General features: G+C 71.2%; 14 protein-coding genes. 4 read left to right on the top strand and 10 right to left on the bottom strand.

Annotated features, from left to right (window positions below; translation table 11 throughout):
* Positions 1–195 precede the first annotated feature (195 nt).
* Positions 196–1494, bottom strand: coding sequence for a hypothetical protein (locus tag ACYVK7_RS13215; RefSeq protein ID WP_460888179.1), 1299 nt, complete (start codon positions 1492–1494; stop codon positions 196–198).
* 88 nt (positions 1495–1582) lie between these two features.
* Between ACYVK7_RS13215 and ACYVK7_RS13210 the strand changes: the two genes are divergently transcribed.
* Positions 1583–2227, top strand: coding sequence for a hypothetical protein (locus tag ACYVK7_RS13210; RefSeq protein ID WP_460888178.1), 645 nt, complete (start codon positions 1583–1585; stop codon positions 2225–2227).
* Positions 2228–2275: 48 nt separating this feature from the next.
* Here the strand turns inward: ACYVK7_RS13210 and ACYVK7_RS13205 are convergent, their stop codons facing one another.
* On the bottom strand, positions 2276–2764 hold the full coding sequence (locus ACYVK7_RS13205) for a heme-degrading domain-containing protein (RefSeq protein ID WP_460888177.1): 489 nt from the start codon (positions 2762–2764) through the stop codon (positions 2276–2278).
* 127 nt (positions 2765–2891) lie between these two features.
* Between ACYVK7_RS13205 and ACYVK7_RS13200 the strand changes: the two genes are divergently transcribed.
* The gene (locus ACYVK7_RS13200; RefSeq protein ID WP_460888176.1) at positions 2892–3266 is read left to right on the top strand and encodes an ANTAR domain-containing protein; all 375 of its coding nucleotides are present in this window, start codon (positions 2892–2894) and stop codon (positions 3264–3266) included.
* 47 nt (positions 3267–3313) lie between these two features.
* Here the strand turns inward: ACYVK7_RS13200 and ACYVK7_RS13195 are convergent, their stop codons facing one another.
* From ACYVK7_RS13195 to ACYVK7_RS13165, 7 genes are all read right to left on the bottom strand, one after another.
* Positions 3314–5215: a glycoside hydrolase family 76 protein gene (locus ACYVK7_RS13195; protein WP_460888175.1), complete on the bottom strand. Its 1902-nt coding sequence runs from the start codon at positions 5213–5215 to the stop codon at positions 3314–3316.
* Positions 5216–5317: 102 nt separating this feature from the next.
* The gene (locus ACYVK7_RS13190) at positions 5318–6412 is read right to left on the bottom strand and encodes a GntR family transcriptional regulator (protein WP_460888174.1); all 1095 of its coding nucleotides are present in this window, start codon (positions 6410–6412) and stop codon (positions 5318–5320) included.
* A 63-nt stretch (positions 6413–6475) separates the two neighbouring features.
* Complete coding sequence (locus ACYVK7_RS13185) at positions 6476–7522, bottom strand: glycoside hydrolase family 76 protein (RefSeq protein ID WP_460888173.1); 1047 nt, start codon at positions 7520–7522, stop codon at positions 6476–6478.
* Between the two features lie 13 nt (positions 7523–7535).
* Entirely contained in the window at positions 7536–8786 is a 1251-nt protein-coding gene (locus tag ACYVK7_RS13180; RefSeq protein ID WP_460888172.1) for an ABC transporter substrate-binding protein, read from the bottom strand.
* Positions 8787–8827: 41 nt separating this feature from the next.
* Positions 8828–9763 (bottom strand): carbohydrate ABC transporter permease, encoded by a 936-nt coding sequence (locus ACYVK7_RS13175; RefSeq protein WP_460888171.1) that lies wholly within the window; start codon positions 9761–9763, stop codon positions 8828–8830.
* Positions 9760–10647, bottom strand: coding sequence for a carbohydrate ABC transporter permease (locus ACYVK7_RS13170; RefSeq protein WP_460888170.1), 888 nt, complete (start codon positions 10645–10647; stop codon positions 9760–9762). Before ACYVK7_RS13170 ends, ACYVK7_RS13175 begins: the two co-directional genes overlap by 4 nt.
* Positions 10644–11981, bottom strand: coding sequence for a glycoside hydrolase family 125 protein (locus ACYVK7_RS13165; RefSeq protein WP_460888169.1), 1338 nt, complete (start codon positions 11979–11981; stop codon positions 10644–10646). Before ACYVK7_RS13165 ends, ACYVK7_RS13170 begins: the two co-directional genes overlap by 4 nt.
* A 183-nt stretch (positions 11982–12164) precedes the next feature.
* On the opposite strand from ACYVK7_RS13165, the gene ACYVK7_RS13160 reads away from it, so the two are divergent.
* Positions 12165–12920 (top strand): SDR family NAD(P)-dependent oxidoreductase, encoded by a 756-nt coding sequence (locus ACYVK7_RS13160; protein ID WP_460888168.1) that lies wholly within the window; start codon positions 12165–12167, stop codon positions 12918–12920.
* An 83-nt stretch (positions 12921–13003) separates the two neighbouring features.
* The gene (locus tag ACYVK7_RS13155) at positions 13004–13756 is read left to right on the top strand and encodes a GNAT family N-acetyltransferase (RefSeq protein ID WP_460888167.1); all 753 of its coding nucleotides are present in this window, start codon (positions 13004–13006) and stop codon (positions 13754–13756) included.
* Here the strand turns inward: ACYVK7_RS13155 and ACYVK7_RS13150 are convergent.
* On the bottom strand, positions 13746–14690 hold the full coding sequence (locus ACYVK7_RS13150) for a DUF808 domain-containing protein (RefSeq protein ID WP_460888166.1): 945 nt from the start codon (positions 14688–14690) through the stop codon (positions 13746–13748). The genes ACYVK7_RS13155 and ACYVK7_RS13150 overlap by 11 nt on opposite strands.
* Between the last annotated feature and the right edge of the window lie 72 nt (positions 14691–14762).

The raw sequence follows: 14762 nt of genomic DNA, 5'->3' as shown, positions 1-14762 counted from the left end.
CGTCGTGTCGAGGAGGATCCGGAGGTGTACGCGCGGGCCCACCACTGGTTCGCCGTGCAGGCCGCGTACGACGGGCTCCTGCGCGAGGCCTGCCGGCACAGGCCGCACCGCTGGGCGTCGACGACCACGCCACGGCAGACGAACGACTGCGCGAGGAGCTCGAGCTCAGCGCGCGCGGCTGGTCCTGGTGAGGCCTCAGCCACCGGACTCGCTGGAATCCGGCAGCCCGGGCGGCGCGGGGAACGAGGTCACCACGGGACGCGGCAGCACGACGGAACGGCCGGGCCGGCCGGTTCCCGCCGGTGCGACCCGGCCGGGCAGCCGCACCAGCGCCGGGTGCACGGGGGCGTCGCCGGCTCGGTCCTGGAGCCACGCGACGCCCTCCTGCATCCAGGTGAAGCCCGGGCGCCCGAGGACGGCGCGGTAGATCTCGCCCGCACGGACGGGGTGCCGGTCCGCGAGGTCCTGGAGCGCGAAGCCGGGGACGTCTCCCGCGTCCAGGAGCGCGGACACGTCGCGAACCGCCGCCGAGTCGATCGGCGCCGTGGACCGGTGCAGCTCGGCGAGCCTCCCGTACGAGGCCCCGAGCACGCGCAGCCCGTGGACCGGATCGTGCACCGGGTACCACGTCCCGGCGTCGGGCCGCTCCCCGTCCAGCGCCTCACGGAGCCCGGACAGGTCGCGCTCCAGCGACAGGCCGGGCCACCACGCGTCCCAGATCTCCGACGACTCCCAGAGCTCGTCCAGGAGATCGACCAGCCGCGAGCCGGGCACCGGCGCACCGCTGCGCCCGAACAGGCGCAGGAACTTCTGGTGCTGCGCCAGGAGCACCGCACGGGCCTGCTCCACGATCGCGGGGTTGCGGTACGGCAGCGCCGGTGCACAGCGGGCCAGCTCCGCCATCAGGCCCAGCATGGCGTGCCGCTCCCCTGGCGCGTACAGGTCGAAGTCGCCCGCCAGCATCCAGGTGTCGCCGATCGGCAGGGTGTGCCCGGCGACGTACCGGCCGGTCCGCAGGTCGGCGCGCCGCAGGGGCGTCCTCGGGTCCACGTGCAGCGTGTACTCCAGGTCGTCGCCGAGGCACCGGGCCAGCACCCCCGGCCCCGCACGACGCACGATCTCGAAGACGCCGTAGGCCCCCTCGGTCCGCCAGGCCTCGAGCAGCCTCCGGTCGGGCTCCTCCAGGTCCGCGGACCAGAGCGCGTAGCGGTCGATCAGGCGCATGCCGTACGGCGGTACGTCGAAGACGATCTGTGCCACCGCCTGTGCCACGACACGATCGCCCTGATGGTGCGTGCACAGCCCTGACCCGTGCCGCTGCGCCCTCTCGGTCAGGCGGCGCACGTTGGCCCCCGTGCGTTCGGCGAACGGTGGGCTCACCGCGTACCGGAGGAGCCTCTCGTACAGCGCGGACGCGCGCCGCAGGTCGGGTGTCGCTGTGTCTGCCGCTGTGACTGTCGCTGTGTCTGCCGTCGTGCCGGTCTCGAGATCCATACGATGATCATCTGACACCAACCGTGCCAACAGGCATCTTTGTCCACAGTTCTATGGCGCCTCGCGCCCGAAGCCATAGGGTCAGGGCATGTTCCCCTGGCTCGAGACCGCCGGGTGGGTGGGTTCCGCCCTCATCGTGCTCTCCCTCACGCAAGCGCGCGTGTTCCGGTTCCGCTGGCTCAACCTCACCGGCTCTCTCGTCGCGACCACCTACAACGCGATCCTGGGGATCTGGCCGTTCGTCGCCATGAACGCCGCGATCAGTCTCATCAACACCTACTGGCTGTGGCGGCTGAACCGCGAGCGCCATGACGCCACCGTGTACGAGGTGGTCGAGGTGGCGCCCGACGACGCGTACCTGCTCCATGTGCTGCGCACCCACGCCGCGGACATCGCGACCTTCGCCCCGCGCTTCGCACCGGTGCCGTCGCCGGGCGAGGAGCGGTCGGCGTTCCTGGTGCAGCGCGGTGACGAGACGGTCGGGGTCGTGGAGGTGCGTGACGCCGGCGACGGGGTGGGCGTCGTCGAGCTGGACTGGGTGACCAGGCGGTTCCGCGACTTCACGCCGGGCGAGTTCGTGTACCGCCGTAGCGGGATCTTCGCCGCCAAGGGGTTCGGCCGCGTCGTCGTGCCGCGAGCGGGCGCGAGCGACCGGGCCTACCTGCGCGGTGTCGGCTTCCGCCCGGAGGGCTCCGCGTGGGTGCGGGACGTCGTCGCGGGCGCCGAGGGCTGACCCCCCGTCCGGGTCCGAGCCGTGCCGGCATTCGCCCGGCCGGCGTGCCTAGGCCGCGCCCGGTGTCCCGGCGAGCTCGCGCAGCGCCTCGACCACGAGGGCGTGGTCGTCCTGCTGGGCCAGGCCGGAGACGGTGACGACGCCGACGATGCCGACTCCCTCGACCCGCACGGGGAAGGCCCCGCCGTGCGCGGAGTACTCCTGGAACGCCAGGCCGTGGTCGGCGTTGAAGTCGCGGTCCTTCGCCCGCGCGCGCAGGCCGACCAGGTACGACGACGCGCCGAACCGGTAGACCACGCGCACCTTGCGCTCGATCCAGGAGTCGTTGTCCGGCGTCGTTCCGGGCCGGGCCGCGTGGAAGACCTGCTGCGTGCCCTTGCGGATGTCGACGGTGACGGACAGGTCGCGTTCGGTCGCCAGCTCGACGAGCCGCACACCGAGGCGCCAGGCCTGGTCGTGCGTGAACGTCGTCAGGGCGAGCTCGGCCTCCTGGGCCTCGACCTCGGCGACGGCGGTGGTGACATCGGATGCGCTCATGCCCCCATCCTGCCCTGCGCTCGGCGGGCGCCTGGACCGCATCTGTCCCAATCGTCCGAACTGATCTAGACTCAAGGATTCGGAGTCAGGAAGCGGCTCCAGGTCCGCACGGATCTGGGAGGTTCACGTGCCATCCTTCAACCAGCCTCGCGGCTCCTCCGCGGACGGCGTCGCAGGTGCCGCCGGCCCCGGCGGGACGGACGAGGCGGTGTCCCCGGCGCTCCTCGGCGAGACGATGATCGAACGGGCCAAGACCGTCGTCGTGGTGGCCCGGCGGTGCGACGAGGACCAGGCCGCGCAGATCCTGCTCGACGCCGCCAGCAAGGCCCACATCCCGCTACGTATGGCCGCCGACCAGGTCATGTGCGCGTTGCAGGCCGACGACCAGGCGGGCCTCACGCAGGACATGCTGACCCACGCGCTGGGCTGCGTCCGGCCCGTGGAGCAGCCGCGAGAGGCTGCGCCCCTGCCGACCGGACCCTCGACGGACGAGGCAGCCTAGGGTCCGGTCGGCCGGGGCCGTACCCGGCTGGGTACGGCCCGAACGGCTCAGGACGTCCCGTACCGGGCCGAGACGTGGTAGACCCCGCCACCCCAGCCGTCCTGCGTGAAGGCGTCGGACATCCTGATGTAGACCGCCTTGTCGGGCCCGAGGTGGGGTGTCAGGTCGAGGGTGTGGTCGGCCTTGTTGGAGCTGTCCCGGATCTGCTCGTCCTCGACGAGCACCGTGGTCCAGCTCTCGCCGTCGGGCGAGACGTCGACCACGTACTGGTTGTCGATGGTCAGGGTCGCCTCTGCCGAGGTGGCCTCGGCGGGGAACGGGAACTTGTAGGTGAAGTGGCTGGTGCCGTCGGCGAACCGGCTTCCCACGTGACTCAGGCCCGAACCGCCCGCGTCCCAGAGCCACGCGAGCTCCTGCGTCGACCCGGCGTCGAAGTCGATGGTGCTCGCCACCTGGATCGTGGCCCGGGTGGTGTAGCTGAGCCCCGGCCGGGCGGTGACCGTCACGGCCACGGGATAGCTGCCGTCCGCGGTGTCCGGGGGCACCGAGACGTCGATCGGGACGCTCGCCCGGGCCGGTGTCCCGTCGCCGGTGGGTGCCAGGTCGACACGGTCCCTGACCGGGTCCACGGTCCAGCCGTCCGGACCGTCGACGCGCACGTCCACCCGGAGCGACCTCTGGCCCGGCGAGGTAGCCGCCACCTGGACCTCCGTGGTCACGGACGACGCGGTGCCCGGGCTCGGCATCATGACCAGCTGCGTCGGCGCCATGGTCGCGGACAGCGACCGGCTCGGCGGGTCCTGCGGGACGTCGGCGATCAGGGCGCTGAGCGCGCTGGCCTGGGTGCGCCAGTCGAAGACGTTCGGGGACGCCTCGGTGCTCGCGCCCGCCCAGCGCAGGCCCAGCCGCTCGGAGGAGTCGCGGTCGTTCGCCCAGATGGTCTCGGCTTGGCGGTCCACGAACTCGGCGTAGCGCGGCTCGCCGGTGAGGTCGGCCAGCTCGGTGAGGTACCGCAGGAAGATGCCCTTGAACTGCTTCTGGTTGTCGTCGCAGGTGCGGCCCAGCGGGTCGCACGACTCGGTCAGCACGCCGTCGGTCACCAGCTCGTCGGACTCGAGCGCGGCGTCGGCCAGCCGCTGGGCGGCAGCCAGCAGCTCCGGGTCACCCGTCGCGCGCCACAGCTCCAGCGGGGCACCGATGGCCAGCCCCTGGTTGTAGCTCCACACGGTGTCGCCGTTGCTGGCGCAGTCGTCGGTGAGCCCGTCGTTGACCAGGCCCTCGCCGTTGATCATGCCGCTGCCGACGTACCAGTCCCAGGCTTCCTGGGACCGCTCCAGCCAGGCCGTGTCCCCGGGGATCCGGTTGTGCAGCTCGGCCGTGAGGCGGACCCACTGGCCGTTGGTGACGGCGTTCTTGTACGTACGCTCCTCGTTCCACCAGATGCCGCCGCCGCAGGTGCTCGGGTCCCAGAAGCCGTGCATGAAGTCGGCGATGGTGCCCGCCATGTCGAGGTACTTCTGGTCACCCGTCAGGTCGTAGGCGGTGACCCAGTTCAGCGCCCACCAGCCGGCGTCGTCGATGGCCCGGCTCGTGAAGTTGCCGTAGATCTCGTCCGTGGACCGCTCACCCGCCGGGAAAGGGCCCTTGTTGGTCTCGAAGCTTCTGTCCAGCTCGTCCACGTAGCTCAGGTCGCCGGTGCGCTTCATGTAGTCACCGATCGTCTGCAGCGCGACCGCGGAGTTCCACCAGCTCGACGGGAACCACGCCTTCTCCTCGTCGTAGGAGTCGAGCAGCACCTCGGTGGCGACCCGTGCACGGGCGACCTCGGTGGCACCGGCGGCCGCAGGACTCGGCGGAGGCGGGGCCGCATGGACGGCGACCACGGGCTGTAGGCCGACCAGCAGGACCAGGCTGAGCAGGGCAAGGCGGATGCGACGCAGCATCGACATCGATGAGCTCCTCCCCCGGGCGCGACGTTGCGTCCCGGATTCAGTACAAAACCTACATGAGGAATGGGTGAAATGCACCAGCCTGTGCAGAATCCGGAACCCTCAGCGCGTCGAGCTGCCCGGCACCAGCTCGGTCGGCAGCGTCACCTTGGTGACCTGTCCGGCGTCCCGGAGCTGCGCGAGGACGAGGGCGACCGCCTCGTGCCCCATCCGCGCCTCGTCCTGCCGGATGTGGGTGAACCGGTAGCGCGCCTGGTCGTAGAAGGCGTCCGGGTGGTCGAAGCAGACGATGCCGAGGTCACCGGGCACCGTCCGCCCGGCCCGTAGCGCCGCCTCCCGCAGCAGCACGGCGATGTTGTACTCGGTGGCGACCAGGCCCGTCAGGCCGGGGTTGGTGCTCAGGAACTTCTCGAGCCCCGCGAGGTCGTCGTCCGGCGACACCCCGCTTCCCGGCACCGTCGACCGGACCTGCCGGAACTGGTGCGCCGGGTCGAACGGGACGTGGCGGGTCGCGTGCGCGGCGACGACGCCGTCGAGCCGGTCCTGCACGGTCGACACGGCGCTCGCCGCCGACACCAGCCCGATGCGGTCGTACCCCGCGGTGAAGAGGACGTCCGCGGCCTGCCGGCCGGCCGAGACGTTGTCGGAGCAGACCGACGACACCGGGACGCCGTCGAACACGCGGTCCAGGATGGCCACGGGGAACGACTGGGTGATGAGCTCGAGCACAGCCGGCGGCACGTACTGCGACGAGCTCGGCTCCAGGATCAGCCCCTGGACGCCGTCGGCGACGAGCGCGCGCACGATGTCGTCCTCCGCCTCGCGGTTGCCGAGACTGCGCTTGACCACGACGTTCGCTGCGGTGCCCGACGCGTCGAGCAACCCGGCGAGCACCCGCGTGCCGAACGTGTCGTCGAAGTCGGTCAGGACGCAGCCGACCAGGGGCGCCGGCCCGCTCCTCGTGCTGGCTGCAGCCGTGGCGGTCTCGCTCACGACGACGGTCCCGAGCCGGGGCCGGCGCGTGATGTAGCCGTCGGCACGCAGCAGGTCCATCGCGCGCTTGAGCGTGATGGCGCTGACCCCGAGCTGTTTGGTCAGCTCGTTCTCGGCGGGCATGCGGTCGCCGACCCGGTACGTGCCCGCGTGGATCGCGTCGCGGAGCTTCTCGTACACCTCGAGGTAGAGCGGCTGGCTCACAGGTGCCCTTTCACCGGTCGGACCTGACCATCGAATCTACCGTGCCCCACTCCGGGGCACGGCTCATCGACGCGCCTCGACGCGGGCGCGCAGCTCGAGCGCCATGATCGCGCTGAGCTGGTTCGAGTAGAACACCGGCGGCTGCGCGGGCAGGCGCCAGTCGTCGCCCGCCAGCAGGTACCCGTCGCGCCGGCCCGTCTCCCACAGCCGGTCGGTGCTCGTGCGGAGGAACTCCAGCACCGGCGCGGCGTCGGACGACGTCGGGCCGACCCGGTCGAGAAGCGTGCCCAGATACCGGTAGAGCACGCCCTTGAACAGCCCCTCGTCTCCCCCGCCACCCTCCCGGCCGACCACGCCGTCCGGCGCCAGCTCGCGCAGCGCCGTCGTGGCGGTGCGCAGCGCCGTGCCGGCCAGCTCCGGGTCGTGCAGCACCTCGTCCAGGGCGACGGCGGCACCGATGTACAGCCCCTGGTTGTAGGTGAAGCGCCACTGGGTGTCGACACGGCCGTCACCTTCACGGTTGATGCCGTCCTCGACGAACCCGTCGGGCCCCACCAGGGTCTTGGTGATCCAGTCGAACGCCGCCGTCCCGTACTCCAGGTACCTCGGGTCCGGGCCGTGCTGGTGCAGGCGGGCCGACAGGATGGCGAACGGACCGTTGGCCGGCGTGTTCTTGTAGTAGAGCTGCTGCTTGCGCCAGGCAACGCTCCCGCCGTGGGTCTCGTTCCACCCGTGCTCCACGACGTGCTCCCAGATGGCGCGGGCGTCGTCGAGCGGCTCGGCCCGCCCGGTGGCCCGCGCGAGCCGCTCCAGGGCCAGCGCGTACCAGAGCATGTCGTCGAAGTAGTCGTTGAACAGCGACCCGCCGTTCCGGCCGCGCAGGTTGGCGTCCACGGTCTCCGCAGCCGTCAGCCACTCCTCGTCACCGGTGCGGGCGAACGCGTCGAGCCGCACGTCCAGGACGTGCGCGAGCCACCAGTAGTTGAAGGTCGAGTTGTCGCCGACCGGGTAGGTGTTGTCGAGCAGCTGCGGCTCGGCCGTGCCGAAGAAGTGGTCCAGGCTGCGCTGGGCCAGGTCGGCCCGGGCAGACCAGGGGTTCGGGTTCGTCATGTGTCTCCTTGGGTCACCGTGCGTTGTCGGCGAGGATCCGGTCGCCGAGCTCCTGCGCCTCCTTCAGCGCCGTGGCGGCGTCGGTCTCACCACCGAGGAACTTCTCCAGGGCCGGGATGAGCGCCTTGCCCTCGACGTCGGACGCGCCCGGGATGTCGGCCCGGACCTCGGCGTACTCCATGGTCTCGATGAACGCCTTGTACCTGTCGTCCTCGGTGAAGTACGGGTCGTTCGCGGCCTCCGTGTTGGCCGGGATCCAGCCGGAGATCTTCGCGAAGTCCACGCCGTTGGCGGGCTGGGTGGTCCACCACTTCATGAACTCCCAGGCGCCGTCCGGGTTCTGGGCGCCCTGGGGGATCACCAGACCGAAGCCGCCCATGCCCGCGCCCTGCGCGCCGTCGGGCCCGACCGGCGGCTGCACGATGCCGTAGCTCACGTCGGCCTCGTCCAGCGTGGTCAGCGCCCACGGACCGTCGTACTTGATCGCCAGCCTGCCCTCGGCGAACGAGTCGACGCCCTCGCCGAAGCCCGGTTCGTAGACGCCGGCGTCCAGCAGGCCCTTCCAGAACTCGAGCACCTCGAGGCCCTCCGGGCTGTTGAACGCGGTGGTGGAGCCGTCGTCGGTGAACATCTGGCCGCCGGCCTGCTTGAGCCAGATGTTGAACAGACCCGGGTCGTCGAGCGCGAACCCGGCGATGCTCAGCTTGCCGCCGTCCCGCTCGGTGACCGCCTCGGCGGCGGCCTTGAGCCCGTCCCAGTCGGTCGGCGGCTCGACGTCCGCCGCCTCCAGCAGGTCGGTGTTGTAGAAGAGGGACCGGTTGTCCACCAGCAGCGGCAGCCCGTAGGTCTCGCCGTCCACGACGAGCTCGCCCATCGCCTGGTCGTAGAACTGCGTGACGTCCACACCGTCGGCCTCGAGGTACTCGTCGATCGGTGCCAGCGCGTTCTTCGGCACGTACAGGGGGGTGTTGTACCGGTCCCACAGGACGACGTCGGGCACGCTGCCGGACGCGAGCGCCGTGAGCAGCTTCTCCTCGACGAGCTCCTGTCCCACGTACTTCACCTCGTACTCGTCCTGGGACTCGTTGAAGGCGTCGGCCTGCTTCTGGAGCTGCTTGGCCTGGTCCCCGGACCAGGACCCCCAGAAGGTGACCTCCTCGGGGCCGCCGCCCGAGCCGGCGCCGGACCCGCTGCCGCAGGCGCTCAGGGTTCCGGCCAGTACCACCGCCGCGGCGAGTGCCCCGGCCATTCGTGTCGAACGCATCATGACTCTGCTCCTTTGCAGGGTTCCTTCACGTGGGCCGTTCACTTGGTGCCCGAGTGGGCGAAGTTCTCGATGATGTAGCGCTGGGCGAAGACGAACACCACGAGCACGGGCAGGCTCGCCAGGATGGTGCCGGCCAGCAGCGGCCCGTACTCGGTCTGGTACTCGTTGACGTACCCGGCCAGGCCCACCTGGACGGTGAGCATCTCGGGGTCGTTGAGGGCGATCAGCGGCCACAGGAAGCTGTTCCAGCCGGCTTGGAACGTCAGCACGCCGAGCACCGCCAGGCCGGCGCGGGCCAGCGGCAGGTAGATGTTCCAGAAGATGCGGAACTCGCTGGCGCCGTCGATGCGCGCGGCGTCGCCGAGCTCGTCGGGCAGCGCCTGGAAGAACTGCCGCATGAAGAACACGGCGAACGGTCCGGCGGCGAACGGGATGAGCACGGCGCCGTAGCTGTTGATGAACCCTGCCCCGCCCTCGCCGAACAGGTCGTTGCCGCCGACCAGCGGGAACCGGCGCAGCACCAGGAAGGTGGGGACCATCGTGATGATGCCCGGCACCATCATCGAACCGAGGAACAGCGAGAAGACGACGCCGCGTCCGCGGAAGTGCAGCTTGGCCAGGGCGTACCCGGCGAGCCCGCCGAAGAACAGGTTGGTGGCCACGCCGCCGAGCGCGATGATCGCCGAGTTGGCCAGGTAGCGGCCGAAGGGCCCGTCGGTGAACAGGGTCACGTAGTTCGCGAGGGTCGGGTTCTCCGGCACGAGCTGCAGGTAGGACGAGAGGATCTCGCCCTCGGGCTTGAGCGACGTGGACAGGGTCCAGACCAGCGGCATCACGGTGGTGAGGGCGATCACCACCACCGCGAGCGCCCACACGGACCGTCCGAGCACGGCGCGGGTGGTCAGGGGCCGCTTCTCGAGGTCCGCCGGGGCGGTGGCCGGTGTGGCCGGCGGGGCGGTGGTGACGGCGCTCATCGGTCGTTCTCCCGTCCGGTGGCGCGGGCGTTGGCGATCGAGAACACGAGGATGACGAGGAACAGCACGAACGAGAGTGCGGAGGCGTAACCCATCTCGAGGCGTCCGAACCCGCGGTCGTAGATGTAGTAGACGAGGGTGAGGGTGGAGTTGCCCGGTCCGCCCTTGGTGAGCACATAGGCCTGGTCGAACACCTGGAAGGCGGCGATCAGGAGGAGGGTGAGGATGAGGAACGTGGCCCGGGAGATGGCGGGGCGGGTCACGTGCCAGAACACGCGGAACGCTCCCGCGCCGTCGACCCGCGCGGCGTCGACGAGCTCGCCCGGCACGCCCTGGAGCGCACCGAGGTAGATGATCATGTTGGCGCCGAACCCGGCCCAGACGCTCATCATGACGATGGCGATCATGGCCCAGCGCGACTCGTACAGCCAGGCGGGTCCGTCGATGCCGAACCAGCCGAGCACGGCGTTGAGCAGGCCGTACTGGGGGTTGAGCAGCCAGAACCAGATGGCGGCGGTGGCGACCGTCGAGGAGACGACGGGGATGTAGAAGAGGGTGCGGAACACGCGTGACACCCGGGTGCTGCGGTTGAGCAGAAGTGCGGTGCCGAGGGCCACGAGGAGCCCGGCGGGCACGTACAGCACCGTGTACAGCGCCGTGTTGCGTACGGCGACCCAGAAGATGGGGTCGTCGGCGATGCGCGCGTAGTTCGCGAGGCCTACCCACTCGAAGTCGCCGATGACGGCGTAGTCGGTGAGGCTGAGCCCGATCGCCATGACGACCGGCAGCAGCAGGAAGACCGCGAACAGCGCCACGGGTACGCCGAGGAAGATCCAGGCGCTGATGGACTGCTGACGCCGGGTGGCGCTGACGGCGGCACTCACGGCGCTTCTCCGCCGCGAGCCGGCGTGAGAGTCGGACGGCGGTACGTGCGCAGGCCGGCGGTCTCGAGGGCGAGTTCGCAGAACATCGAGTTCGCCCAGGAGAACCACTCGCGCGTGTACGTGGCGGGATCGTCGACGTGGAACGACTCGTGCACCGCTCCGGTTCCCGCGTCGGTCGCCAGGATCAGGTCGAGCAGCGCGCCGGCCTCGTCGGGATCGGTGGTGGTCAGCCCCTGGATCGCCAGGGCGATCGGCCAGACGTGCCCGGCGGGCGTGTGCGGGCTACCGATGCCCGACGCCGCCGAGCCGCTGTAGTAGTACGGGTTGGCGTCGCTGAGGATCAGGTCGCGGGTGGCGGCGTAGAGCGGGTCGTCGGCGGCGCACCAGCCCAGCATCGGCAGGGAGAGCAGGCTGGGCGAGTTGGCGTCGTCGGCCAGGAGCACACCGCCGCGGCCGTCGACCTCGTACGCGTAGACCGGCCGGCCGTCGGGCCCGGTGACGATGCCGTGCTCGCGGATGCCACGCTCGATGTCGGACCGCAGGGCGGCGGCGTCGGCGGCGAGGGCGTCGTCGTGCAGCACCTCGGTGGCGAGGCGGTCCAGGTAGCCGAGCGCGACGGCGGCCAGCGCGTTGCCCGGCACGTTGTAGCCGTACCGGCAGGCGTCATCGCTGGGCCGGAACCCGGCCCAGGTCATGCCGGTGAACGCGACCTCGGGGCCGCGCCCGGCGCGGACCAGCGTGTCCGACGGTGGGCAGTCGGTTCGTTCGAACGTGTACGGGGAGCCGTCGTGCCGCTGCTCGGTGCGCCACAGGTCGACGACGGTGCGGGCGACCTGCCCGAGCTGGTCGAGGTGGTCGGTGCGCCCGGTGGCGCTCCACAGGTCGTGGGCGAGCTGCACCGGGTAGGCAAGGGAGTCGATCTCGTACTTGCGCTCCCACACCCAGGCCGACTGGCCGGTGCCGGGCGGACCGGTGCGGTCCCGGTGCCCCGCCCCGGTGGGACCGTCGTTGAACGCGTTGGCGTAGGGGTCACGCAGGATCGAGGCCTGCTGGCACCGCGACACCGCCGCGATGGTCTCGGCGAGCCGCTCGTCCTTCTCGGCGAGGTGCAGGAAGGGGGCGAGCTGCGCGGTCGAGTCCCGCAGCCACATCGCGGGGATGTCCCCGGTGATCACGAACGCCGTGCCGTCGGGGTGCCGGGTGATGGTCCGGGCGAGGGTGTCCGACATGCAGCGCCCGACGGCGTCCGCGACCCGGTCGCCCAGCCGGTCGGCCACCTCGGCGACGAGCCCGGCCAGGATCTCGCGGCTGTACAGGGCAGGTGTAGCGGTCATCGTCCGAACTCCATCGTCCGTCTCCTTCTCGGTCGTGCCGACGTTGGTCCGACCTGCCGAGCAGCGTACGAACGGATTACCACTATGTCAACGTATGGTAATAGCGGTAATAGATACAAGCGCCCTCGGGCGCCACCGCGGGTAGCCTGCCGGGGAACCGCCCACCGACGAGAGGCACCAGCTATGACACGCGACCTGGACGGACGCACCGCGGTCGTCACCGGCGCCGCGAGGGGTATCGGTGCCGCTACCGCCCGGCGGCTCGCGGAGCAGGGCGCCGACGTCTTCCTCCTCGACATCTCCCCCACCGTGCTCGACCTCCGTGACGAGCTGCGCACCGCCGGCCACCGGGCCGCCGCGGCCGTCATGGACGTCGCCGACGAGGGCGCCTGGTCCGCGGCGGCGGCCGCCTGCCGGGCCGAGCTGGGGCCGCCGCAGGTCCTGGTCCACAACGCCTACGCCACCACGGTCGCGTCGCTCGAGGACACTCAGCTCTCCAGCTGGGAGCATCAGCTCCGCGTATCCCTCACCAGCGCCTATCTCGGGACCCGCGCGCTGCTGGGCGACCTGACGGCGTCAGGTCGGGGCGCGATCGTCATGGTGTCGTCGGTGCACGCGCGCTTCGGGCTCCCCGGCCGTGCGGCCTACGCCTCGTCGAAGGCGGGGATGACGGGGCTCGCGCGGCAGCTCGCCGCCGAGTACGCCCCGGCCGTGCGGGTCAACAGCGTGCTGCCGGGGCCGGTGCTGACGCCCCACTGGGACGGGATCGGCGAGGCGGACCGGGCGAGCGCGGCCCGCGCCACCGCCCTCGGACGCCTGGGCGAGGCGACCGAGGTAGCGGACGCGATCGCCTACCTCTGCTCCGACCGCGCCTCGTACGTCACGGGCGTCGAGCTGCCGGTGGACGGCGGCTGGAGCATCACCAAGGACTCCGTCTAGGGCTCCAGGAACCGCTGCCCGGCAACTGCCCGGAACTGGAGTTGACCTGGAATGCGCCCGACCGGGACCCGGTTGGGATGGGCGTGAGCATCATCGACACCGACCGCGCCGCAGGCCACGACGACCCGGCGCTCGAGGACCCCGTGCTGGACAACGCGGCGTGGTCAGCGCTCTCGGGCGCACACGCCCACCTGGCGGAGGGCGGCGACCTCGCCCGCCGGTACCCGGCCGACGTCTCGCCGTTCGCCGCCGTGCGCAGCTGGGACGATCCCGGCGTCTGGGCGGCGATCATCGACCTGGTCGGTCACGACGCGGACTTCCCCGCCCCGCCGGAGTCCGTCCGGCTCCCGGCGGGGTGGGTCCGCGGGGAGCCGTTCGCGGGCGTCCAGCTCGTCGAGACCGACCGCCTGCACGGCCGGCCCGACGACGAGGCGGTGGTCCTCGGTGCCGCCGACGTCCCGGAGATGCTCGACCTGGTGGCGCGCGCGCAGCCGGGGCCGTTCCTGCCCAGGACCTACCTGCTGGGCCGGTACGTCGGCATCCGGCGCGACGGGGAGCTCGTGGCCATGGCCGGCGAGCGCCTGCAGCCCGCCGGCTGGACGGAGATCAGTGCCGTCGCCACCGACGAGCGGCACCGCGGGCAGGGGCTGGCCTCGCGCCTCGTCCTGGACGTCGTCCACCACGTCCACGAACGCGGGGCGCGCGCGATGATGCACGCCTCGGCGGGCAACACGAACGCGATCCGGCTCTACGAGGGCCTCGGCTTCCGGCTGCGCCGGCGCCTGACGTTCGGCACCGTGCGCACGCCGGTCGCCGGCGAACCGGTCAGTGGCTGACCGGTTCGTCCTTCTTCTTGCGGGACGGCAGCAGGTGCATCACCGCGACCACGGCGGCACCGACGATCAGGCCGACGACGGCCGAGCACAGCGTGTTGAACAGCCAGCCGAGCGTGCCGCCGAACGCGCCGGTGGCGTCGTGGATCGCGACCTCGACGTGGTGCACCCACTCGTACGGCGCCGGCACCCAGCCGGTGCCGTCCGCCCCGAGGTTGACCAGCAGGATGTGCCCACCGACCCAGAGCATGGCCACGGTGCCGACCACGGAGATCACCGCGAGCACCCGCGGCATGGCCTTGACGAGTCCGCGGCCCAGGGACTTGGAGAACCCGGAGTCGTTCTCGGCCAGCCGCAGCCCCACGTCGTCCATCTTGACGATGGCCGCGACCACGCCGTAGACGATGATCGTGATGACCAGGGCGACCACGACGAGGATCGTCAGGCGGGACCAGAACGGCTCGCTCGCCACCTCGGCCAGTGCGATCACCATGATCTCGGCCGACAGGATGAGGTCGGTGCGGACGGCGCCCGCGATCATCTTCTTCTCGGCCTCCGGGCTGACCTCCGTGGCCGGCACCTCGGCCTCGTGGTGGCCGGCGACCTTGTGCCAGATCTTCTCGGCGCCCTCGAAGGCGAGGTAGGTACCACCGATCATGAGGATGATCGGCAGCAGCCACGGCAGGAACTGGCTCAGCAGCAGTGCCGCGGGGAGGATGAAGAGGAGCTTGTTGCGGATCGACCCGATCGCTATCTGCTTCACGATCGGCAGCTCGCGCTTCGCCGCGACGCTGCGCAGGTACTGCGGTGTGACGGCGGTGTCGTCCACGACGACACCCGCGGCCTTGGCGGTCGCGCGCCCTGTGGCGGCGCCGACGTCGTCGATCGACGCCGCAGCCAGTCTCGCCAGCGCCGCGATGTCGTCCAGCAGTCCCATCAGTCCACCCACGGCATACCCCGCTCCGATCGATGTGTCGTCATGCCCCGCACCTTATGCAATCACGGCCCG

It is taken from the genome of Promicromonospora xylanilytica (assembly GCF_054782895.1).
The sequence above is the reverse complement of the archived record's forward strand: the minus strand, read 5'-3'. Positions and strand labels throughout refer to the sequence as shown.